This window comes from Pseudoalteromonas sp. MEBiC 03607, from assembly GCF_004792295.1.
Taxonomy (GTDB): Bacteria; Pseudomonadota; Gammaproteobacteria; order Enterobacterales; family Alteromonadaceae; genus Pseudoalteromonas; species Pseudoalteromonas lipolytica_C.
Genome location: NZ_SRRY01000001.1, coordinates 3,493,298 through 3,515,748, shown reverse-complemented (window position 1 = coordinate 3,515,748; position 22,451 = coordinate 3,493,298). Strand labels below are relative to the sequence as shown.

Annotated in this window: 14 protein-coding genes; 9 read left to right on the top strand and 5 right to left on the bottom strand. The window is 41.5% G+C overall.

Going from position 1 to position 22,451, the window contains the following annotated elements; translation table 11 throughout:
- The first annotated feature begins 7 nt into the window (after positions 1-7).
- Genes E5N72_RS15955 through rpoS form a run of 3 tightly spaced genes read left to right on the top strand, consistent with a single transcriptional unit; the run spans position 8 to position 2,496 of the window.
- On the top strand, positions 8-586 hold the full coding sequence (locus E5N72_RS15955; protein WP_135926013.1) for a YqaA family protein: 579 nt from the start codon (positions 8-10) through the stop codon (positions 584-586).
- 41 nt (positions 587-627) lie between these two features.
- Complete coding sequence (locus tag E5N72_RS15950) at positions 628-1,452, top strand: peptidoglycan DD-metalloendopeptidase family protein (protein ID WP_135926012.1); 825 nt, start codon at positions 628-630, stop codon at positions 1,450-1,452.
- Between the two features lie 60 nt (positions 1,453-1,512).
- On the top strand, positions 1,513-2,496 hold the full coding sequence (gene rpoS / locus E5N72_RS15945) for an RNA polymerase sigma factor RpoS (RefSeq protein ID WP_135926011.1): 984 nt from the start codon (positions 1,513-1,515) through the stop codon (positions 2,494-2,496).
- A gap of 95 nt (positions 2,497-2,591) precedes the next feature.
- Here rpoS and mutS read toward each other — a convergent pair whose 3' ends face one another.
- The gene (mutS, locus tag E5N72_RS15940) at positions 2,592-5,165 is read right to left on the bottom strand and encodes a DNA mismatch repair protein MutS (protein ID WP_135926010.1); all 2,574 of its coding nucleotides are present in this window, start codon (positions 5,163-5,165) and stop codon (positions 2,592-2,594) included.
- A gap of 21 nt (positions 5,166-5,186) precedes the next feature.
- On the opposite strand from mutS, the gene E5N72_RS15935 reads away from it, so the two are divergent.
- A complete protein-coding gene (locus E5N72_RS15935; RefSeq protein WP_135926009.1) occupies positions 5,187-5,684 on the top strand; it encodes a nicotinamide-nucleotide amidohydrolase family protein in 498 nt (165 codons plus the stop codon).
- 58 nt (positions 5,685-5,742) lie between these two features.
- Positions 5,743-6,789, top strand: coding sequence for a recombinase RecA (gene recA, locus E5N72_RS15930; RefSeq protein ID WP_135926008.1), 1,047 nt, complete (start codon positions 5,743-5,745; stop codon positions 6,787-6,789).
- A 290-nt stretch (positions 6,790-7,079) separates the two neighbouring features.
- Here recA and E5N72_RS15925 read toward each other — a convergent pair whose 3' ends face one another.
- Both E5N72_RS15925 and E5N72_RS15920 read right to left on the bottom strand, forming a co-directional pair.
- Positions 7,080-9,203 (bottom strand): TonB-dependent siderophore receptor, encoded by a 2,124-nt coding sequence (locus E5N72_RS15925; protein WP_135926007.1) that lies wholly within the window; start codon positions 9,201-9,203, stop codon positions 7,080-7,082.
- A gap of 180 nt (positions 9,204-9,383) precedes the next feature.
- Entirely contained in the window at positions 9,384-10,550 is a 1,167-nt protein-coding gene (locus tag E5N72_RS15920; protein ID WP_135926006.1) for a DcaP family trimeric outer membrane transporter, read from the bottom strand.
- Positions 10,551-10,832: 282 nt separating this feature from the next.
- Between E5N72_RS15920 and acs the strand changes: the two genes are divergently transcribed.
- Both acs and E5N72_RS15910 read left to right on the top strand, forming a co-directional pair.
- Complete coding sequence (gene acs, locus E5N72_RS15915; RefSeq protein WP_135926005.1) at positions 10,833-12,773, top strand: acetate--CoA ligase; 1,941 nt, start codon at positions 10,833-10,835, stop codon at positions 12,771-12,773.
- Between the two features lie 96 nt (positions 12,774-12,869).
- Positions 12,870-13,520 (top strand): response regulator transcription factor, encoded by a 651-nt coding sequence (locus E5N72_RS15910; RefSeq protein WP_135926004.1) that lies wholly within the window; start codon positions 12,870-12,872, stop codon positions 13,518-13,520.
- A gap of 52 nt (positions 13,521-13,572) precedes the next feature.
- On the opposite strand, the gene purU is transcribed toward E5N72_RS15910, so the two are convergent.
- Positions 13,573-14,403, bottom strand: coding sequence for a formyltetrahydrofolate deformylase (gene purU, locus E5N72_RS15905; RefSeq protein ID WP_055021009.1), 831 nt, complete (start codon positions 14,401-14,403; stop codon positions 13,573-13,575).
- A 340-nt stretch (positions 14,404-14,743) separates the two neighbouring features.
- Between purU and E5N72_RS15900 the strand changes: the two genes are divergently transcribed.
- Positions 14,744-16,105, top strand: coding sequence for a hypothetical protein (locus tag E5N72_RS15900; RefSeq protein WP_135926003.1), 1,362 nt, complete (start codon positions 14,744-14,746; stop codon positions 16,103-16,105).
- 105 nt (positions 16,106-16,210) lie between these two features.
- Positions 16,211-18,814: a DUF2339 domain-containing protein gene (locus E5N72_RS15895; RefSeq protein WP_135926002.1), complete on the top strand. Its 2,604-nt coding sequence runs from the start codon at positions 16,211-16,213 to the stop codon at positions 18,812-18,814.
- Between the two features lie 19 nt (positions 18,815-18,833).
- On the opposite strand, the gene E5N72_RS15890 is transcribed toward E5N72_RS15895, so the two are convergent.
- Positions 18,834-22,274 (bottom strand): PAS-domain containing protein, encoded by a 3,441-nt coding sequence (locus E5N72_RS15890; protein WP_135926001.1) that lies wholly within the window; start codon positions 22,272-22,274, stop codon positions 18,834-18,836.
- Between the last annotated feature and the right edge of the window lie 177 nt (positions 22,275-22,451).

The window sequence follows — 22,451 nt, the reverse complement described above, 5'->3', positions numbered from 1 at the left end:
TAATACTTTGAAGTTGTTTACTAAGTTATATGATATGGCGCTTGTATGGGCTAAACACCGACATGCTGAGCGTTATTTAGCAGGGATGAGTTTTGCTGAATCTGTTTTTTTTCCGGTGCCGCCTGATGTCATGCTAGCACCGATGTCGCTTGCACAGCCAGATAAAGCATGGCGCTTTGCCAGCTTTACCACCATTGCTTCTGTGATTGGTGGTATTTTAGGTTATTTACTTGGCTTTTGGTTATTCGAACCAGTTGTTGAACCTCTTATTGCGCAAATGGGTTGGCAAGCTAAATTTGATACAGCCCTAAGCTGGTTTGAAAATTACGGTGTTTGGGTGGTTTTCTTAGCTGGATTTTCGCCTATCCCCTATAAGGTATTTACCATAGGCGCAGGTCTAATGCAGATGGCATTTTTGCCATTTTTACTTGCTTCTGCTGTTGGTCGTGGGGCACGCTTCTTTCTTGTTTCGGCACTAATGAAATGGGGTGGAGTTAAAATGGAGCAAAAATTACGTCAATATGTTGAAGCCCTTGGCTGGGGATTGGTTGTTTTAGTGGTGGTTGCGTACTTTTTACTACGATAAGCCATAAAACCATTAGTTAGTACGATAAGGAGCATTTTACGATGAGCAGGCAGATAACAGTCTATGTTACTTTGTTTACTAGTATTTTGCTCTTTGGCTGTACGTCTCGCGAAGCACCCGCTCCGGTCAATAGTTTAGATAATCATGTAAAGCCGACGACGCGCAAAGTAAATATCACAGGCTCAAAATACACAGTGAAAAAGGGTGATACTTTATATTCAATTGCCTTTAGTTCTCAACGAGATTTTCGAACCCTCGCAAAAATAAACAATATTCCAGCACCTTACACTATCTTTCCCGGCCAACGTATCTTGATTACAAAGCAGGAACAAAAACACAAAAAGGCGAAAAAATATACGAATTCGAGTAAAAAGTCTACTTTTTCCACACAAAAAAATAACAAAAAATTAAAGAAAGAGCTTGATCAGCCAAAACAACGAGAGTATGTTCAGAAACAAGCCAACAAAATAATTAGTGACAAAAACGGTAATTCTAATTCTAAAGTTGTATGGAGCTGGCCGGCTAAGGGCAAGGTCACGCGACGCTTTTCTAATAAAGAAAACGGCTTTAAAGGGTTACAGATCACTAACAAAGAGGGGGCTTCTGTTTTAGCTGCTGCACACGGAACTGTGGTATACGCGGGTAACGCGTTGCGAGGTTACGGTAATTTAATTATTTTGAAACATAATGATGATTACCTAAGTGCTTACGCGCATAATTCAACGTTGCTTGTAAAGGAAAAACAGGAAGTAAAGGCAGGGCAGAAAATAGCAGAAATGGGCAGTTCAGACTCTTCGGTTACGGCTTTGAGATTTGAAATTCGTTATCGGGGTCAAGCAGTCAATCCTGCTAAGTATCTACCTTAGCCATTAGGGTATTGATAAAAGTGATTTAGCTCAATCACATATTTGCTCGGGAGGACGCTTATGGGTCACACAGCAAAACTAGAGAAAACAACTGACGCGATTGACGATAAATTTGATGACACGGTAGTCGAAGATGATGCTTCTGAATTATTAGAAGAAGTTGATAACGAAGAAGATATATTTGCAAAAGACGAAGTTGCTAAAAACTTAGATGCAACCCAGCTGTATTTAGGTGAAATTGGTTTTTCTCCACTGTTAAGTGCAGAAGAAGAAGTATTTTTTGCTCGCAAAGCATTGAAAGGCTGTGAAGCCTCTCGCAAGCGAATGATTGAAAGTAATTTACGTCTAGTAGTGAAAATTGCCCGCCGTTATAACAATCGTGGCCTTGCACTACTTGACCTTATTGAAGAAGGTAATCTAGGCCTTATCCGAGCTGTTGAAAAATTTGACCCAGAACGTGGTTTTCGCTTTTCAACCTATGCAACATGGTGGATCCGTCAAACCATTGAACGCGCCATCATGAACCAAACACGTACAATTCGTTTACCAATTCACGTAGTTAAAGAACTAAATGTGTATTTAAGAACTGCACGTGAACTAACCCAGAAGTTAGACCACGAACCAACCGCAGAAGAAATTGCAGAGTGCTTAGATAAGCCGGTTGAAGACGTGACTAAAATGCTGCGTTTAAATGAAAAGATAACTTCAGTTGACACTCCTATTGGTGGTGAAAACGATAAAGCTCTGCTTGATATCATAGCCGATGAAAAAGGCTCTGGTCCTGAGGGAGAAGTACAAAATAACGACATTAACAAACACATTGTTGATTGGTTAGGTGAGTTAAACCCTAAACAACGCGAAGTACTCGCTCGACGTTTTGGTTTACTCGGTTATGAGCCATCAACTTTAGAAGATGTTGGTCGTGAAATTGGCTTAACACGTGAGCGTGTAAGACAAATTCAGGTGGAAGCATTACGTCGCTTAAAAGACATATTGCAACATGAAGGTTTAAGCACTGATAGCTTATTTGACCAATTCACCTGATATATAGCAAATTAGACAACAATACATAGGCTTTAGGGTCTAGAACACACAATAAAGCTGACATTGCGTCAGCTTTTTTTATATCTATGTTATACCTACAGTAAATCTTTTAATTGATACAGTAGTTGGTGTGCTTGTCTTGGCGTTAGGCTGTCTGGATCAAGCTGTTTTAAGGTTAATTCAAGCTCAGACGGTTCATCATCAAAACTTAATGTTTGTTGTTGCTGCTCAATGGGGGCCGTGACAGGTTGGTGGTTTTCGAGCATTTTTAGCTTTTGTTTGGCTTGTTGGATCACCGCTTTTGGAACACCGGCCAAGGCAGCAACTTGTAGGCCAAAGCTTTTGCTTGCTGCGCCTTCAAGCACAGTATGCATAAAGGCAATGGTGTCGTTATGCTCAATGGCATCTAAATGCACATTTACCAACCCTGTTTTTTGTTCGGCCAGCTCTGTTAACTCAAAATAGTGAGTTGCAAATAAGGTTTTAGCGGCAATTTTTGAAGCTAAATAGTCAGCTGTTGCATAGGCTAGTGATAAACCATCATAGGTCGAAGTACCGCGACCAATTTCATCCATTAGCACCAGTGATTGTGCTGTGGCGTTATTTAAAATAGTTGCCGTTTCTGTCATCTCAACCATGAAAGTTGAACGCCCTGATGCTAAATCATCGCTTGCCCCAATACGTGTAAAGATACGGTCAATATTTCCGATTTCAGCACTATCTGCAGGTACATAAGAGCCAATGTGTGCCATTAGCACGATAAGTGCAGTTTGACGCATATAGGTTGATTTACCACCCATATTTGGGCCTGTGATAATCAACATTTTACGGTCGTTATTAAGCTCCACTGGGTTGGCAATAAACGGGTCTTTCATTACCTGTTCAACCACCGGGTGGCGACCTTGTTTAATACTGATGTTATCGTTATCGCACAGTGTTGGCTTAGCATAATTAAGCGCTTGTGCTCGTTCTGCCAAATTGTTTAAAACATCTAAATCAGCCAGTACGGCAGCCATAGTTTGTAACTGTTCAATGTGCGGAGCAATAAATTCGAACAGTTGCTCGTAAAGCTGTTTTTCAAGCGCAAGTGCTTTTGATTGGCTACCGAGTACCTTATCTTCATGCTCTTTTAGCTCAGGGATAATATAACGCTCATTGTTTTTTAGCGTTTGGCGACGAATATAATCTGCAGGCACTAAATGAGAATTGGCGCGGCTTACTTCAATAAAAAAGCCATGCACTTTGTTGTAGCCAATTTTTAAAGTGCTAATGCCAGTGCGCTCTCGCTCACGCTCTTCAAGCTTTTCAAGAATATCGGTTGCACCTTGGCTTAGTGCACGCCATTCATCAAGCTCACTGTTGTAACCTGGTGCAATAACGCCACCATCACGAATAAGTACTGGTGGGGTTTCGATTACAGCACGTTCGAGTAAATCTTGTAGTTCAGGTAACTGTTGCGACTGAGCAATGATTTGGCTAATACGTGGGTCATTAGCATCCATCAGTAATTCGTGTAGTGGTGCTAGTGCTTGCAGTGCACTACGCAGGCGCGTTAAATCACGCGGTCTTGCGGTACAAAGTGCTAAACGGGCAATGACACGTTCAATGTCACCAATTTGTTTTAACGACTCTTGCAGTTCACCACATAATTGCGCATCAATAATGGCGCTAATAGCGTTGAGTCGAGAGTTGAGCTCTGTTTTACTGCGCACCGGTGTATGAATACGGCGTTTTAATAAGCGTGAACCCATCGCTGTCGCTGTTTTATCAAGTACTTGCGCAAGGGTATTTTCGTAACCGCCTGATAAGTTAACTGTAAGTTCAAGGTTTTTACGGGTGGCTGCATCTAAGATCACTGCATGTTCGTTTTGCTCAAGGGTAATGGCACGAATATGCGGCAGGGCAATGCGCTGCGTATCTTTTACGTATTGCATTAAACAGCCCGCAGCCACTAAAGCGGCATGTGCTTTGTCTACACCAAAACCAACCAGATCTTTAGTGCCAAATTGGTCGCACAGTAAATGCTGAGCAGTATCTAGATCAAATTCCCATTCAGGGCGACGACGTGCACCTTTAATGTGCTCAATTAAGTGCACATTCGCAAAGGTTTCACTATAAAGTAACTCTGCCGGTGCTAAACGCTGTAATGTTGAGCTAAATGCTTCATCAGTATTAACTTCTAATACATTGAATCGACCAGAGTTTATATCAAGATAGGCAACTCCATATAAGCCTTGCTTGTTTTGCCAAACACTGGTCAGAAGGTTGTCTTGGCGCTCTTGTAGTAACGCTTCGTCAGAAATTGTGCCAGGGGTAACAATACGCACAACTTTACGTTCCACCGGGCCTTTGCTGGTGGCGGGGTCGCCAATTTGCTCGCAAATAGCTACTGATTCACCCATTTGTACAAGGCGAGCTAGGTAGTTTTCAACGGCATGATAAGGCACACCTGCCATTGGTATTGGATCACCACCTGCTTTACCGCGATGAGTTTGAGAAATATCAAGAAGTTGCGCTGCACGTTTAGCGTCATCAAAGAAAAGTTCGTAAAAATCGCCCATACGATAAAACAATAAAATATCCCGATGCTCGGCTTTTATTTTTAGATACTGCTGCATCATAGGGGTTTGTTGTTTTATAGTGTGCGGTGCATAAAGATCAAACGACATGTATTTACCCAAAGGCTGAATATGGAATTACATCAAGAGATTAAAACACTTGCTGCGAAATTAGGAGCTATTTTAACGGATAAACGCTTATGGATCACTACCGCAGAATCATGCACTGGTGGTGGCGTTAGTTATGCGTTAACTGATACCCCCGGCAGTTCGAATTATATTGACCGTGCGTTTGTTACTTATAGCAATCTAGCAAAACAGCAATTAATAGGTGTTAGTGAGCAAACATTAAACAATTTTGGTGCTGTCAGTGAGCAAACCGTGCTTGAAATGGCATCGGGTGCTGCAAAAGCTGCAAACGCAGATATTGCAATTGCTATCTCAGGGATTGCAGGCCCCGGTGGTGGAACACTGGATAAACCTGTAGGGCTGGTATGGTTTTGTATTCATTTTGCCGGAAAAAACTACCCAAGCGAACAGGTTTTCTCAGGAGATAGAGCTGAAGTTAGACTGCAAGCTATTGTTTATTCATTAAAAACTGTAATTGAATTGATAAAATCAGAAAATTAGCTTGATACTGTGATTTCATACAGTATACTGTCTGCATTAGCCGGATTTGGAGAACAGAATGAACGATAACAAACAAAAAGCCTTAGATGCTGCTTTATCACAAATTGAGCGTCAATTTGGTAAAGGCTCAATTATGAAACTGGGCGACAACAAAGCCCTAGACATTGAAGCTATCTCAACAGGTTCACTAGGTATCGATATCGCATTAGGTATTGGTGGTTTACCTACGGGCCGTATTGTTGAAGTGTATGGTCCTGAATCATCAGGTAAAACAACGCTTACTTTACAAGTTATCGCTGAAGCTCAAAAGCAAGGTAAAACCTGTGCATTCGTAGATGCTGAGCACGCTCTGGATCCTGTATACGCTCAAAAACTGGGTGTAAACATTGACGAATTACTTGTTTCTCAACCAGATACTGGTGAGCAAGCATTAGAAATTTGTGACATGTTAGTTCGTTCAAGTGCTGTTGATGTTGTGATTGTCGACTCGGTAGCTGCTTTAACACCTAAAGCTGAAATCGAAGGCGACATGGGTGATTCACACATGGGCCTACAAGCTCGCTTAATGTCACAAGCACTACGTAAGCTTACAGGTAACATCAAGCGTTCAAATACGCTGTGTATTTTCATCAACCAAATCCGTATGAAAATTGGTGTTATGTTTGGTAACCCAGAAACAACAACCGGTGGTAACGCGCTTAAATTCTACGCTTCAGTACGTATTGATATTCGTCGTATTGGTTCAGTAAAAGAAGGCGACGAGGTTGTTGGTAACGAAACCCGCGTGAAAGTTGTTAAGAACAAGGTAGCGCCGCCGTTTAAACAAGCTGAATTTATCATCATGTATGGTGAAGGTATTTCTAAGCAAGGTGAGCTAATCGACTTAGGTGTTAAGCATAAGATTGTTGAAAAATCAGGTGCTTGGTACAGCTACAATGGCAATAAAGTTGGTCAAGGTAAGGCAAACTCAATTAAGTTCTTAAAAGATAACCCTGAGATCGCAGATGAGATCGAAGGTAAGTTACGTGAGATGCTATTACTACAGGCAACTGTACAACCAGAAGATGGTGAAGATGCAGGCCTAATAGCTGAAGACGAGCTATAAACACTACTAAAGAGTACAGTTAAGCGTGATTTGACCCGCACTTAACACAAAAAAGACCGCTACAATTGTTAGCGGTTTTTTTATGGGTGCTTATAGCTGCGATTTTATATCGCGTTTAATCACTAGATTGTTGGCGGTATTCTGTGGTTGCGTGTAGCTTTCAGCTGTCAGAACACGCGATAGTGACTGTAACTTTCCCCTTTCTAACTTTACTCTTGCAACTCTTTCATGAAAAAGCCGCAGATGATGCGGCTTTTCAGTACTTAAGCTTTAAACTTCTAGCTCAAAGCTTATAACTGCCAGTTGAAAGACACTGAGTAGTTACGTGGTGCGCCGTAATAGCCTTGTGCCCAGAACAGGCTATGAAGATATTTTTCATTAGTGACGTTGTTGATATTAAGGTTAATACTTACATTATCATTGATGTCATAAGTCGCCATTAGATTTAATAAGCCATAAGCATCTTGAGTTGTGGTAATGAGAGGGGCATTAGTATCAGCATCACGAACTTGTACACGCTTGGTGTCGTCTTGCCATTGATAATTTAAGCCAAAAGTTAAGCCATCAACTTCAGGTACTTTGTGTGTTACAGCAAGTTTGAATTGATTTTCTGGTGTGTAGTCTTTAACTAGCTCATCACCATCAATATTTAAATTACTGTAACTGAAACTCGCACTCAAGGTATCGTTAATTTGACCGCTTAATTCTACCTCAAAACCATCACTGTTTATGCCATCAGCACCATAATAACGTGTATCATCAGGAAGTGAGCCTGGCACGGCAACAGCAAGACCTTCCTGTTTAGCATCAAAATAGGCAAGAGTAACAAATAAGTTATCATCAAGTAGCTGTGCTTTTACACCAATCTCGCTGCTTTTACCTGTGATTGGGTCTAAGTAATCGCCATTGATGTCACGTTCAGTTTGTGGCACAAAGGTTTCAGTGTAGCTTGCGTAAGTTGATAAGCTTTCGTTGATATCATACACAGCACCGAAGTAAGGCACAGTTTGCTCACTGTCTTTATCTTTTGCTTTACCATATGACTCGCCCTCTGTTTCCCAGTTTACTTGGCTTACACCAGCTAAAATACTGAAAGCATCTGTGGCACGGATACGTGTTGAAATATACGCAGAACGTTGACGGCTGGTGATATCAGCACCTGTTAAACCATCAGTAAGTGTTGGCACTGGCGCAACACCATTCCACCCACCTAACTCCGGCATTGCAGGGAAACCATTACCAGTCGTGTAGTCATAGAGTGATTTATCTTTGTAATCAATATCTGCTTGGTTTACGCCAAAAGATAGGTCATGTTCCATACCAAATAAATCAAATTTACCCGTTGCGTAAATATCTAAAATGTCGTGCTTATCTTTGTGGTCATATTCACTTGCGTAACCTGTTAAGCCAAGACCTGTTTCTCTGTCTGGGGTACCGTAAACATAGAAAAGTTCTGAGTCTTGCTCATTTTCTAAGTGTGCGTAGCTTGCTTTTAAGAACCAAGTATTGGTAATTGCTTGCTCAATTGATAAAAACAACTGCTCTGTTGTGTTATTCCAGTATGACCAATCAGACGCTGTGCTGGTTGATGTATCAAAGTTTGTTGCAGTACCATCGCTATAATAAAGCGGTAGCGCGCCCCAGAGTGGGCTGTCGGCATCTTTCTTTTGATTTACATAGTTAGCAGTTACAACTGTGCTATCAGTAAGCTGACCTTCGTAGGCTAGGTAATAAATTGTTTTATCTTGCTCGTAACGGTCAAGGTATGACTCTGTTTTGTGCTTGGTGAATACAGCACGCACTGCATGGTTTTCGTTGATAGCAGTTGATGCATCAAGCTCTAGACGTTTGTTATCCCATGAACCATACGATACAGATGCATTTACTTGTGTTTGGTAAGTAGGGCGCTTTAGAACCATGTTGACGGTTGCAGATGGGTTACCAGCACCTGTCATTAAACCATTGGCACCACGTACAATTTCAACACTATCAAAAATAGAAGTATCTAGAGTACCTTGGATTGAACCGTTATCTTGTGGCATACCCATGCCATTAACTTGGAAGTTAGTGATCTCAAAACCACGGGCTTTAAAATAAGTACGGTCAGTTTCGATTTGTTCAACAGTCACACCAGGGGTGCTTTCTAATACGGCATTTAGGTTATCGAGGGAGAAATCATCCATTAATGCACGTGAAACAACAGAGATTGACTGTGGTGTTTCTTTAATTGTTAGTCCTAACTTAGTTGCTGACTGTGCTTCTTCGGTGATGTAATTTTTATGATGCTGGCCATAAACAGCTATTTTTTCAATAGCTTGTTCTTCTTTTTGTTGTTCAGCTAAAGCGTGTCCACTAAGTAGTGCTGAGGTCACTAGGCTTAACTGCGATAAGCGCAAAAATTTTGTTGATGACATGCAAAGTTCCAATTAGTTCAATTAATAATGAAATTAACGCGTAATCTAAACTAAATGAGAACGATTTGCAATTAAGTTTTTGTAGGACTTGAAATGTTTTTAAAAATGCAACGCAGGAGAATCCAAACGCTTGATAAAAAAAAGCGGCCGAAGCCGCTTCAGGAAGTAAAACTTTTAATTTTAAAACACGTATTTTGCAGAAAATTGCAGACGATCCATATCGCCATCAGTGCCACTTTCAAGCTCACGCTCTGCATGTTTGAATTCAACCCCAAAAGTCAATTTTTTAACTGGTGAATACAATAGGTTAGCGCTAAAGCTTTGGCTTGTCTTTGTTGGGTCAATAGACATAGCTAATAAGTCGGTATTGTTATCAGCAGAGAAGAATGAATACAGGAAGGTTGAGCGCCATTGGCTGCTCCAGTTTTGTTGATAAGCAATAAAGCCAGATGTTGAATCAATCGCATCTAGATCATCGCCATCAAGTACCGCACCATGAGCAACATTTAAACCAACATAGCGGCCTAAACCAGAACCTTGTGTAAGCATAAATTTAAGATTATTTTCACCAAAATTTACTTTACCTGATGCGCTGATACCAAACGATGATGTATCCGCATCAATGCCATTTTGTTTATAAGTAAGCTGGCGTGCCAGACCTGTTACAACAAGCTCACCCCAATCAGCCTTATGGGCATAACGTGCTGTAAAGTCAGGCATTGAAGCATCATCAGTCGCCACACGAGCACCACCTACAGTGACTGTGCTTTCTGGGTTTTCAACAGAGAATGACCAGTTACCTGTTGTATAGCGAATTTGTGCTTGGCGAGCAAACACAGTACCTTCTGCTGGGCCAACAAAGTCTAAGGTTTCAGGAAGGGCACCAACGTTTTGGAAGTTTGACCAAGCTTGACCAAATAACCATCCATCATAAGTTACAAATGCTTGGCGTATACGCGGTGCATAAGAGTTTGTAACACGCTCATTTCCACCTGGTGCAGAAGCAAGGAAATCGATTTCTATTTTGGTTTTAATTGTTTTCCCATCATCTAATTTAGTTGCTGTGCCTAGGCTAAATCGAGACTGGCGAGCATGCATATCAAAGACAGCATCACTGTCGCTGTCTGCGCCCACGGGGGTCGTACTTGGGACATAGAAGTCACGGCCAATGCTGCCACCGGCTGGTACACCTGCAGAGTAATCACTCCACATCGCATCTAGTTTTACATAGCCACCATAAGAAACGTCGGTGTTACCAATGGTTGCAGCGTTAGCGGTACCTGCAAGTGCACATAAAACAGCCGAAGCTGTCAGTGTTTTTAATGCGGTTACTTTTGTTGTTGTCATAATGTGTATTCCTGTCGAAGCTACTTGTTGATTGCATTAATGTTGTTGTATCACTGTTGTTTAAGAAATGACTTCTCTCAATTATCTATTGGTCTATTAGACTAAGGTGGTAAGCGACTCAAAATCGCTTACCTGCGAACATTGGACTAGATTATAGAAGGCGATTTCGAAGTTTTTTGTGAAATGACAAGATATACAACTAAGGTCTAATACTTTCAGGGGCTTTGCTGAGTGATCCTTGAGGCAGGCCGAAGGCAAGTAATTAAAATGGAGACGACAACAATGTCAGAAAGTATCTATCCAGTACCAGCGCATATCAAGAATGCAGCATTAGTTGATAACGATAAATATAATACAATGTATAAGCAATCTATCGATGACCCTGAAGGATTTTGGCGAGAGCACGGTAAACGCCTTGATTGGTCAACTCCTTATAATAAAGTAAAGAACACCTCATTCGACAAAGGCCACATCAGCATCCGCTGGTATGAAGACGGCCAACTTAACGCTTCATATAACTGTATTGACCGCCACCTTGCTACTAAAGCAGATAAAACAGCCCTTATTTGGGAAGGTGACAACCCTGAACACAGCGAAAATATCAGCTACCAACAACTTCACGACGAAGTAGCAAAATTGGCAAATGGCCTTAAAAAGTTAGGCGTATCAAAAGGTGATCGCGTTGCTATTTACATGCCTATGACACCGCAAGCTATTTACGCTATGCAAGCATGTGCGCGTATTGGTGCGATTCATTCTGTGGTATTTGGTGGTTTCTCTCCATCAGCGATTGCTGACCGAATTAATGACTCAGGCGCTAAAGTGGTAATTACTTCAGACGAAGGTCGCCGTGCTGGCAACTGTGTACCACTTAAAGCAAATGTTGATGAAGCGGTATCACAAGACTCAGTAACTACGGTTGAACACGTTATTGTGCATCAGTTAACCGGTGGCGAAGTTGAGTGGAATAGCCACGATGTTTGGTGGCATGAACTTGTCGCTGACCTACCTGCTGAGTGTGAACCAGAGCCAATGAATGCAGAAGATCCGCTTTTCATTCTTTATACCTCTGGCTCAACAGGCCAACCAAAAGGGGTGGTTCATACTACCGGTGGTTACCTCGTTTATGCATCAATGACACATGAATACGTGTTTGACCTAAAAGAAGACGATATCTTCTGGTGTAGCGCTGATGTGGGCTGGATCACAGGGCACAGCTACATTGCCTATGGGCCATTAGTAAACGGTTGTACGCAAGTGGTTTTTGAAGGTGTACCAACGTATCCAACGGCGGGTCGTATGGGTGAAGTGATTGATAAGCACAACGTGACTATCCTTTACACTGCACCAACAGCTATCCGTGCTTTAATGGCGAAAGGTGATGAGCCAACAGCTACCTCAACACGTAATAGTTTACGTATCATGGGTTCAGTGGGTGAGCCGATTAACCCTGAAGCGTGGGCTTGGTATTACGAGCACATTGGTAACGAAAACTGCCCAATTGTAGATACGTGGTGGCAAACAGAAACTGGTGGCATCATGATCACACCGTTACCAGGTGCGACAGATATGAAACCAGGTTCAGCAACTCGTCCTTTCTTTGGTATTGCACCGGCACTTTTTGATGCTGAAGGTAATACATTAGAAGGTGCGGTTGATGGCAACCTTGTTATTTTAGATAGCTGGCCGTCACAAGCTCGTACAGTTTATGGTGACCATGAACGCTTTGAACAAACCTATTTCTCAGCTTACCCTGGTGTGTATTTCACCGGTGATGGTTGTCGCCGTGATGAAGATGGTTACTACTGGATCACTGGCCGTGTGGACGATGTACTTAATGTATCAGGCCACCGCCTAGGTACGGCAGAAATTGAAAGTGCATTGGTTGCTCACGAAGCTGTAGCAGAAGCTGCTGTAGTTGGTTATCCGCATGACATTAAGGGTCAGGGCATTTATGTTTACATCACACCAAATGAGGGTGTTGTAGTGAGCGATGAACTAACAAAAGAAGTGCGTAACTGGGTTCGTAAAGAACTAAGCCCAATTGCTTCACCAGATATGATCCAATGGTCTCCGGGTCTACCGAAAACACGTTCTGGTAAGATCATGCGTCGAATTTTACGTAAAATTGCGGCAAATGAGCATCAACAGCTAGGTGATACATCAACTCTTGCCGATCCAAGTGTGGTAGATGAACTAATCGAAAACCGATTAAATCGTTAAAATCACGTTAAAAACTTGATTAGAAGTTGATTCTAAACGTAGTATATCGGCTGTCACTTAGAAATAGGTGTCAGCCGAATTTATTAGGAGTGAACCATGAGTCAGTTTTTAATAGCGGACGATCATCCGTTATTTCGTGAAGCGCTGAAAGGGGCATTAAGTGCTAAGTTCGCTGATTTAGAAGTGTTTGAATCGGAAAACTTTGAGACCACTTTACAGGTGTTAAACGAACAAGAAGATCTTGATATCTTACTACTAGACCTTCACATGCCAGGCAATGGCGATTTATACGGCCTTATTCGCATTCGCGAAGATTATCCTAGCTTACCAATTGCTGTTGTTTCTGGCAGCGAAGATATTAACGTTGTCTCTAAAGTAATGGCCTATGGTGCAATGGGATTCATTCCAAAATCATCATCGTCAGATGATATTGCCATGGCAATCAACCACATTCTTGAGGGGGATGTGTGGCTACCATCAGAATTAAAAGATAAAGTCTCTGATGTTGATGGCGAAGATAAAGAAATTGCCGCTCAAGTTGCATCGCTTACGCCACAGCAATATAAAGTTTTACAATACTTACACGAAGGCTTGTTAAACAAACAGATTGCTTACGAGTTACACATTTCTGAAGCGACAGTGAAAGCACACATTACAGCAATTTTTAGAAAGCTAGGTGTGTATAACCGTACTCAAGCGGTATTAATTGCCTCTAAATTACAACTAGAGCCTATTGAGTCGGCATAACAAAAGATAATAACAACAATAAAGAGGCCATACAGCCTCTTCATTTTATTGCTTAAGCGAACACCACGGTTCGATTTCCATTGATAAACAGTTTATGTTCAGACGCGAGTTGCAGCGCTTTGCAAAACACCGTTTTCTCAACATCTTTCCCCATTTTTGCCATCATCTCAGCGGTATCCGCATGGCTAACATGTGTCACATCTTGTAAAATAATCGGCCCTTCATCAAGCTCGTTATTAACAAAGTGAGCGGTCGCACCAATTATTTTTACACCGCGCTCAAATGCCTGATGGTAAGGCTTCGCACCAATAAAGGCAGGCAAAAACGAATGGTGAATATTAATAATCTTACCTTCAAAGCGCGCCACAAATTCAGGGCTTAAAATACGCATATATTTAGCAAGGCCGATAATGTCAGGCTGATAGCTGGCAATTAAATCACCCACTTGTTGATCATGCTCAGCACGGCTTAAACCTTCGTGCGATACTACATGAAACGGCACGCCAAAGCCTGCAGCCAGAGGAGCTAAGTCTGCATAGTTGGCTATCACAGCCAGTACTTCGATGTTTAATGCTTTTTCGAATTGCTTTAGTAATACACCACCTAAACAATGTGCTTCTTTGGTGGCCAGTAATACCACTTTGGTTTTTTCACTGCTGTGCAGGGCAAGCTCTGCGCCATCAGGAAGTAGCTCAGCAAGGCTTGGTAAAAAATCATCTGAAATAACGCCGCTTAACTCTGTACGCATAAAAAAGCGTTTAGCGTCTTTATCTACAAATTCGTTATTACGTGTAATGTTTAAATTATGCTGATGACAAAGACCGGTGATCTTGGCAATTAGACCAACATCATCATCGCATTGTGTGGTTAAAATCGTGTTCATAGTCCTCATTCTAATCCCGTTTGTGTGAGCCTCATTATTTGCTAATTTTTTAGCGCTGCATAGCGCAAATTGAACTATCTAATAATTTATCTGACTTCATTGTCTAACCTTACAAAATGTAATCATTATTTACTTTTCGTGTAAAAGTAAGCTGCTTTCACTATAAATGTGATTTTCTGTCCATAATTATGATTAATTGAGTGCCTTTCTATACCTTTTTCTACACTTTTTAACCTTAACGTAAGTAACTGTAAGTGAAGGTAATCGTTTGTAAAACATAGAATTTTATTGCTTTGGTTGAGTCAAAGTAGATTATTACAAACAATAAGGAATAAACTTCATGAAAAGTACTCTGCTTAAAACAATTGTTGCCACAAGTTTGCTTTCGGTGCTGGCTGCCTGTTCTAGTGACGACAGCAGCAATAGCAACAGCGGCTATGTGCAACTGTACAATGGCTCTTATAATAGCCCCTATACACGTTTATTTGTTGATGACACTGAACGTTCGGGCGCAGATTTTGGTGATGTATCAACCCGCCATAATTACAGCTCGGGTGAGTATGAGCTGAGTTTTCAGTATGTTGATGTCAACGATAGCTATATCACTATTGATGAAGAAACCATTAAAATTAAAGACGATCAAACCCAGTTGCTAGTAATGAATGGTGATTTTGCTGAGCCAACATTCACTGAGCTAAGTGTGCCATCTTCAAGCGATGAAGATGAGTTTAATGTTGGCTTTTTTAATATCGTCGGCGAAGACAATATTTACGACGTTTACATTGCCACTGATGACGGGTTATTTGATACCGCTGAGTTACTGATGACTTCGCAGTACCTTGTAGAGCCAGAACTATCTACGCTTGAGGAAGGTTATTACACTATTTATGTCACTGCTAGTGGTAGCACTGATGTGATTTTTGAATCACCAAAATTGTATTTTAATGATGAAGCAACTTACATGGCGATGATCCGCCCAAGTTATGCAACAGAAGAAGACGGCATTACCCTTGATGTAGTGACGGCAAGTAGCTCGGTGACTCAACTAAACCACCAAGACGCACAAGGCCAGTTGCGATTTATTAATACTATTGATGATTACACACAAACCCAATTTAAAGTAACCAGAGGAACAACGTCTACCAATACCGAAGTTGTAAGCAACGATAGTTACTCTGAATACATGAGTATGTCACCAAATAGTTACAGCGTAGCCATGTTAGATGAGGCTGGCGACAAGATTGTTGATAACTTCTTAATGACATTAGAGCGTGAGCAAAGTGCGGTTGGCCTATTCTACAATGACAAAGACTACGGCCCTCGTATGATGACCATTGAAGAAAACCTAACACCTAGCAGCTATAGCCACACAGTTACTGTGGTTAATTTAATTGATAACTATGCAGGGCAACAGATTGACGAAGTCGATGTGTATTTCACTCTCAATGGTGAAACCGTTGATGATACTAGTAATGTCGTTGAAGGTTTAGATCAATACGACCAAAAAAAGCAGGTGGTTGATAACGAAGTTTATACAACCTATGTGGTGTTTGAAGACAACGGCCAGCAGATTGTGCTATTGCAACAAAGCGACATGGATTTTACCGAAGAAGGTAACTATATCTTGGTGATTGAACATGATGAAACCACTGATTCAGGTTACAAAATGACCTTAGAGCGAACGGTGACTGAGCAGTCTTAATTGGCTTGAACGCAATATCGTTGTTTCTTTACTCTTGCTAAGTGTTTATTATATAAACAATTAAGGTTTTTGCTTTTTTGTTTAAAGCGTACACATGGAGTGAGTATGGACGACGGTATTGCGTTACTAGTATTACTAGCACTAGTTGTTGTAGGTGGCTCAATTGCTGGCATTATTGCCTTTTTTCAACTCTCTAGTTTGAAGCGTGAAGTAGCTGCTCTTCGAGTAGAACTTAACGCGACCTATATCCATAATTCACAAGCAACTATTGTAAATTCGTTTGATAATTTAAACGAAGATCTGACCGACGCTGCAAAACGAGAACCAAAGCCTGAAGCCATCAATAAGCCAACTGAGGCAATGGCTAAAAAGCCACAGCAAACGAAACCCAAGCCTGCAACTTTTAATCCGCTAGTTAGCCAACTAGTTACACAAATCAAAGCCAATTGGCTAACTTGGGTAGGAGCGGTTGCACTTGCCTTTGGTGGTATCTTTTTGGCCCGCTATTCACTTGAAGCCGGTTTATTATCCGAAACCATGCGACTCATACTTGGCGCTATTTTTGGCCTGAGTTTAATTGTTACAGCTGAGGTTTTACATCGTAAAGGTATTACCTTTGAAGGATTTAGCAACTATATTCCCGCGGCGCTGGCAAGTGGCGGCTTTATTAGTTTGTTTGCATTGACCTTGCTGGCCTACAGTCATTACGGCTTACTACAAGCCTTACCAGCATTTAGCATTTTAACCTTGGTTTCTTTGGCTGCAAGTTGGATGGCATTACGTTTTGGCCCCGTGCTGGCTGTAATTGGTATTATTGGCGCTTACAGTGTGCCTTTATGGGTAGATACTGGGAGTAATGACTTTATTGCACTCCTTACTTATGTTGCTTTTGTCAGTGTATCAGCTTCGCTAGTCGCACATTACGTAAAACGGCATTGGCTGTGGTATTTGTTATGGGCGGGGCATTTAGGCTGGTATTGCTTAGTTGCAATGAGTGCAACTAAAAACCTACACTGGTTTATTAACCTTTATGCGCTGTTTAGCATTGTATTGTTAATTGCAATTCCACGTTTAGGGCTAAGTATTAAACAAGTTGAATACCGCCCACACCGCTTTAAAACACTTCTGAAACAACTGCCCGACAACCCTCTGTTATTAGCAGTTGTCATGCCACTTTATCTTTTACTCATTAGTCATAATGATCTGCTTACTTGGCAGCTTAGTATGTTGTCGTTAGTGGCTTTACTGTTGTTTTTGGTATTAAAAAACAGTGCATGGGATCACTGGCTGATAATTGCTGTAGTGAGTGTGGTGTGTTTGCTAACAGGGCAATACAATGCTGTTGATTACTCTGAGCAGCTTTTTGTTTTTAGACAAAATTACGGAGCAGGGCTGTTTTTTATTGCTTTGTTTGCTGGTTATGGTTTTTTGTTTGGTCGTAAATACCCTAAACGCTTTGGCTTTACCTTACTCGCTTCACTTTCAAGCTTTGTGATTATTAGTTGCTTATATGTCATCACTCCTGATCATGCCTTAATGACGGCATACCCGGTTTGGTGCTTTGTATTACTGGCACTGTCTGCTTGGTTATTTAAGTTATCAATTAATAGCACGAATCCAATGCAGGTATTTAGTTACTGGCTTGGCGGTAATGCCAATATTAGTTTGGCGTTAACCATGCTTCTTGAAGGGAGTAGCTTAACCTTAGCGCTTGCTGCGCAGGTGTTGTTGATCAGTTTTTATGTCAATAAACAGTCACTCAGCATACCTACTTGGCCGCTAAAAGGTTTAGTTGGCGCTTTACTAGTTAGGTTAAGCTTTGCACCTTGGTCAGCTGATTACAGTGATGCGCTATTACTTGGTGTGCACTGGAGTTTAGTTGTTTACCCTGTGTCTGCTTGCTTATTTTACTTGGCAGCAAGACACTGGCAGCAGCAATCTGTTCGGGTGTGGCTAGAAGGTGCTACGCTTCATTGTATCGCTTTATTCATTACCACAGAGACGAGCTATCAGTTAGTGGGGCACTATCCTGACTTTGAGAACTTGTCTGTGTATGAGCATATTTTATTAACCTGTAACTGGGGTATATTGGGTTGTGTTTATTTACTGCGTTCACGTTTTACTGCGCAATTAGCTAAGCTCTATCAAGTGGCAGGTTTTGCGTTATTAGCATTAAGCGGATTGTTAGTTCTGAAAAGCTTTACCGCTGTAAATCCGTTTTTTGAGCCGATAAATATTGGCAGTTGGCCGATTATTAATTGGCTACTATTACTTTGGTTAGTTCCAGCCATCATTGCAATTTGGGCAAGCCAGCTGACAAAATCTCAGCGCTTTTTGCATAAGTTTTTTAGTGCACTTGCAGGTGTGATGAGTGTTTTATATATCAATGCGGAAATTCGCCACAACTGGCAAGGAGAGTATATAAATCTTGCTTTACCGACCTCAGATGCAGAGCTGTATAGCTACTCTTTAGTTTGGCTTATTATTGGTGCTTTGGTGGTCGTGGCGGGGCAGTTAAAAACTATTACGGTTTTACAAAAGCTAGGTCTTGGTTTATTAGCGCTGGTGGTATTAAAAGTGTTTCTGATAGATATGGCAAACTTAACCGGATTATTGCGTGCTATTTCGTTTATCGGCTTAGGCTTGTCGTTAGTTGCACTTAGTTGGTTGTTCCAAAAATTTAAGGCAAAGCCTACTGCTTTGCCTTAAATAAAGGGAATACATGGTGTTAAGTGCTATGGTTAAGCAGGGCTTTGAGTTTAGCTGGCTTAACGGGTTTGCTAAGGTAATGAATTTGCTCAGCTTTGGTTTGTTGTTTTAGCGCTTCATCACGTACTGCTGTGATTAAAATTGCCGGTACTGGGCTTTGCCAAATTTCCCTTAACGTTTTAATTAGCGTAATACCATCGCAATCATGGCCAAGCTGATAATCCATTAAGATCACATCAGGTGCGCCGTGGTCTTTAGCATAGGCCATGACAGTTTCAACTTGATCAAAGAGCTGATAATTGGCTTGCCATTTTTGCAACAGACTTGCCATAGCATTTAAATTCTCCGGATCATCATCAACCGCAATAATGTTCATTGCACTGCGATTTTCAACGCCTTTTTTAGGTGTGTCTTTTTGCTGAATAAACTGGCTTTCACCATATGGCACTTCAATACTAAAGCGGCTACCTTTGCCGGGCGTTGAAGTGACATCCATGCGTAGCGAAAGCAAGTCGACCATCCGTTTTACTACCCCTAAACCAAGTCCAACTCCTTTGTTATCGCCCGCTTCAATACGGTAGAAGTCATTAAATATTTTTGCTTGCTCCACTTCACTTATTCCCGGGCCTGTGTCCCAAACTTCAATACGTAAATGGTGTTTGCGTTTGCGACACGCAATTAAAACTCGGCCGCTTTCGGTATACTTAACCGCATTTGACACCAAGTTTTGAATAATTCGTCGCAAATAGGTGATATCGCTGTGTACGATTGTCCCTTTTGAACGCACTGTAAGCTTTAAGCCTTTTTCACTCGACATAATGGCGTATTCATTTTTTAGCGGTGCAAGTATGTCATCAATACTAAAATGACGTGGCGTTGGGGTCATTGCCCCTTGCTCGAGCTTGGCAATTTCTAACAGCGCCGACATCAAATGCACCGTTGAATCTAAGCTTGCACCCAGCTTTTCAAAGTTATTTAAGTTGTTGCTCGAAAGGGTTTTATCATCAATAGCTGCAAGGTATAGGCGCGCCGCATTCAGCGGTTGTAAAATATCGTGGCTAGCCAAGGCTAAAAATCGCGTTTTACTGTCATTAGCTTGTTCTGCCTCTTTTTTGGCTAAAGTAAGTGCTTGCTCAGTTTGTACTCGGCTATCGATTTGCGCTTGTAAATCTCTATTTATGGTGCGTATTTCTTGGGTACGCGCTTCGATGCGGTTTTCAAGATCCATGTTTACTTCTTCGAGGGCGTTTTGCGTTTCGATATGCACAGTAATATCAGAGAAGCTTGTCACAAAGCCGCCATCAGGTAATGGGTTACCTATCATTTCAAATACTTGGCCATTTCGGCGGTGGCGAATAAAGTGATGAGGTGTGCCGTTTTTAAGATGCTGTACACGCTTTTCTACATGACGTTCAACCTCACCCGGACCACATTCACCTCGCTCTGCGTTATAGCGGATCACTTCTTCAATTGGTTGGCCAACCTCTAGAAATTCATCAGGGTAGTTAAACATTTCGGCATAGCGTTTATTCCAAGCAACCAAATTTAGCTCTTTATCAACAACCGAAATACCATGACTGAGGTTCTCAAGGGATGTGAAAAGTAAATTTTGATTAAATTGCAGTGCTTGTGTGGTTTCATCAAAAAAGTTAACCACTTCTTCAAATGCCATGCGTTTACCAGAGGCAACCGTGTGGATCAGCGCTTGTGCTGAAGATGCGCCAAGCACACCGGTTAAGGCTCGCTCACAATAAGCGATAAACTCAGGGTCTGGATGTGCGTTGTTGTCATCTAAGTTATGTGACAAAGCAAAGTGAGCCAGTACTTGTTGCGAGCGTTGAACGCCTAAAAAGGTTTGTAGCAGCACTTTAAAGTCGTAAACGGTGGCTTTAACGTTTTTATTTAAGCGTCTGGCAAATACAGCTTGCTCTTTAGGGTTAACAAAGGCTGCAGCCTGAATCTTATCAATTAAACGCTCATCTGCACCGAGCGAAAAACTAATATAACAGCCAATATTGGCAAACAAGGCGATTAGGGTGCCACGCGTAATAAGTGTTTGTTGCAGCTCCGTATTTAAGCTATTACCCGCATCTAAAATAGGTAACATTAAGAATAATACCCAACAAATGAAGCCTGCTAATAATCCGGCATAAACGCCATAAGCGTGGCCTTTTCGCCAGTATAAGCCGCCAACAATGGCTGGGAGTAATTGCGACACCAAAGAAAAGGCCACTAACCCCATACTTGCCAGTGCTTTACCATGACCAAACCATTGCTGGTAGAAATACGACAAAATCAAAATACCGGCAATGGTGAAGCGCCTCACTAATAAAATTTGTGATTTATAGCTGCTGGTAATGAGGTTACGTTTAAATTTACGGCGTAGCATTAACGGTAGTACCACATCGTTTGAGATCATGGTGCTGAGGGTGAGTGTAGCCACTACAATCATTGCCGTGGCTGCTGAAAGACCACCAATAAATACAAAAGTCGTTAAGAAGGCATTTTCATGGATCAGTGGCAGGGCTAATACAAAGCTGTCGGGCGAAAATCCACTGCCAATACCAGGGTGAATAGCGGCAGTTGCAATAGGGAAAATCATTGCCGCAGTTAGCAGTAAATACAACGGGAACGCCCAACGTGCAGTAAAAAGATGGCGTTTATCTTGGTTATCAACCACGGTGACATGGAACTGCCTTGGTAAACAGATAATCGCTGCTGCCGCCATCATTGATTGGCCGATAAAGTTGAAGCTAAAAAAGTCAAAATTATGCCAATGCTGCCAAACTGAACCTGTTAATTGCTCTGCTTGTACCTCACTGAGGTTAAACAAAGTGTATAGTGCAAGTCCTGCCACAGCGACTAAAGCTAGTAACTTCACCATAGATTCAAAAGCAACAGCGAGCATCAGCCCTGAGCGATATTCGGTAACATCCACTTTGCGGGTGCCAAAGAATATCGCAAACATTGCCATGATTAAGGTTGCAGATAACGCCAACATAGAGCCTGAAATACGGCTATCGTTTTGTAGTAATAAGAAACTACCACTGAGAGCTTTTAATTGCAGAGCAATGTAAGGAATCGTCGCTAATAAAGCGATAATTGTCACCATAATGGCGGTAGTTTGTCGTTTACCGTAGCGCGCTGAAATAAAGTCGGCAATCGTGGTGATATTTTGCTTTTTACTTACCAAAACTAATTTGCGCAAAAAACCTTGGCCAAAGAAAAATAGCAACGCAGGACCAATTAAAATCGGTAAGTAATTCCAACTGTTAGTAGCGGCTGTTCCGACTGAACCGTAGTAAGTCCAAGACGTACAGTAAATGCCTAGTGAAAAAGAATAAACAAATGGATGGTGACTAATTCTTTTTGCAAGAGGAGTGGTTTTGTCCCCCCAATTTGCCAACCAAAACAACACGCCAATGTAGGCGAGTGCAACAAATAAAAGCGCAGCTGTCATGTTTAAATTCAGTAATTATTGTAATAACACTACCTTACCAGAATTATGCGCGATTTCGATGGCTAGATTTTTTGCAATAAAAATTAATAAAAAGTAAGTTGTTGATAATAAATGGATAGTTCTGTTTTATGCACGGTTATTAGACTAATGTCGCAGATCATTCGTTTTTACTATTTT

Excerpts from the sequence above, each read along its gene's own strand:
- E5N72_RS15950 (WP_135926012.1), top strand. The coding sequence starts at position 628 with ATGAGCAGGCAGATAACAGTCTATGTTACTTTGTTTACTAGTATTTTG.
- rpoS (WP_135926011.1), top strand. The coding sequence starts at position 1,513 with ATGGGTCACACAGCAAAACTAGAGAAAACAACTGACGCGATTGACGAT.
- mutS (WP_135926010.1), bottom strand. The coding sequence starts at position 5,165 with ATGTCGTTTGATCTTTATGCACCGCACACTATAAAACAACAAACCCCT.
- E5N72_RS15935 (WP_135926009.1), top strand. The coding sequence starts at position 5,187 with ATGGAATTACATCAAGAGATTAAAACACTTGCTGCGAAATTAGGAGCT.
- recA (WP_135926008.1), top strand. The coding sequence starts at position 5,743 with ATGAACGATAACAAACAAAAAGCCTTAGATGCTGCTTTATCACAAATT.
- E5N72_RS15925 (WP_135926007.1), bottom strand. The coding sequence starts at position 9,203 with ATGTCATCAACAAAATTTTTGCGCTTATCGCAGTTAAGCCTAGTGACC.
- E5N72_RS15920 (WP_135926006.1), bottom strand. The coding sequence starts at position 10,550 with ATGACAACAACAAAAGTAACCGCATTAAAAACACTGACAGCTTCGGCT.
- acs (WP_135926005.1), top strand. The coding sequence starts at position 10,833 with ATGTCAGAAAGTATCTATCCAGTACCAGCGCATATCAAGAATGCAGCA.
- E5N72_RS15910 (WP_135926004.1), top strand. The coding sequence starts at position 12,870 with ATGAGTCAGTTTTTAATAGCGGACGATCATCCGTTATTTCGTGAAGCG.
- purU (WP_055021009.1), bottom strand. The coding sequence starts at position 14,403 with ATGAACACGATTTTAACCACACAATGCGATGATGATGTTGGTCTAATT.
- E5N72_RS15900 (WP_135926003.1), top strand. The coding sequence starts at position 14,744 with ATGAAAAGTACTCTGCTTAAAACAATTGTTGCCACAAGTTTGCTTTCG.
- E5N72_RS15895 (WP_135926002.1), top strand. The coding sequence starts at position 16,211 with ATGGACGACGGTATTGCGTTACTAGTATTACTAGCACTAGTTGTTGTA.
- E5N72_RS15890 (WP_135926001.1), bottom strand. The coding sequence starts at position 22,274 with ATGACAGCTGCGCTTTTATTTGTTGCACTCGCCTACATTGGCGTGTTG.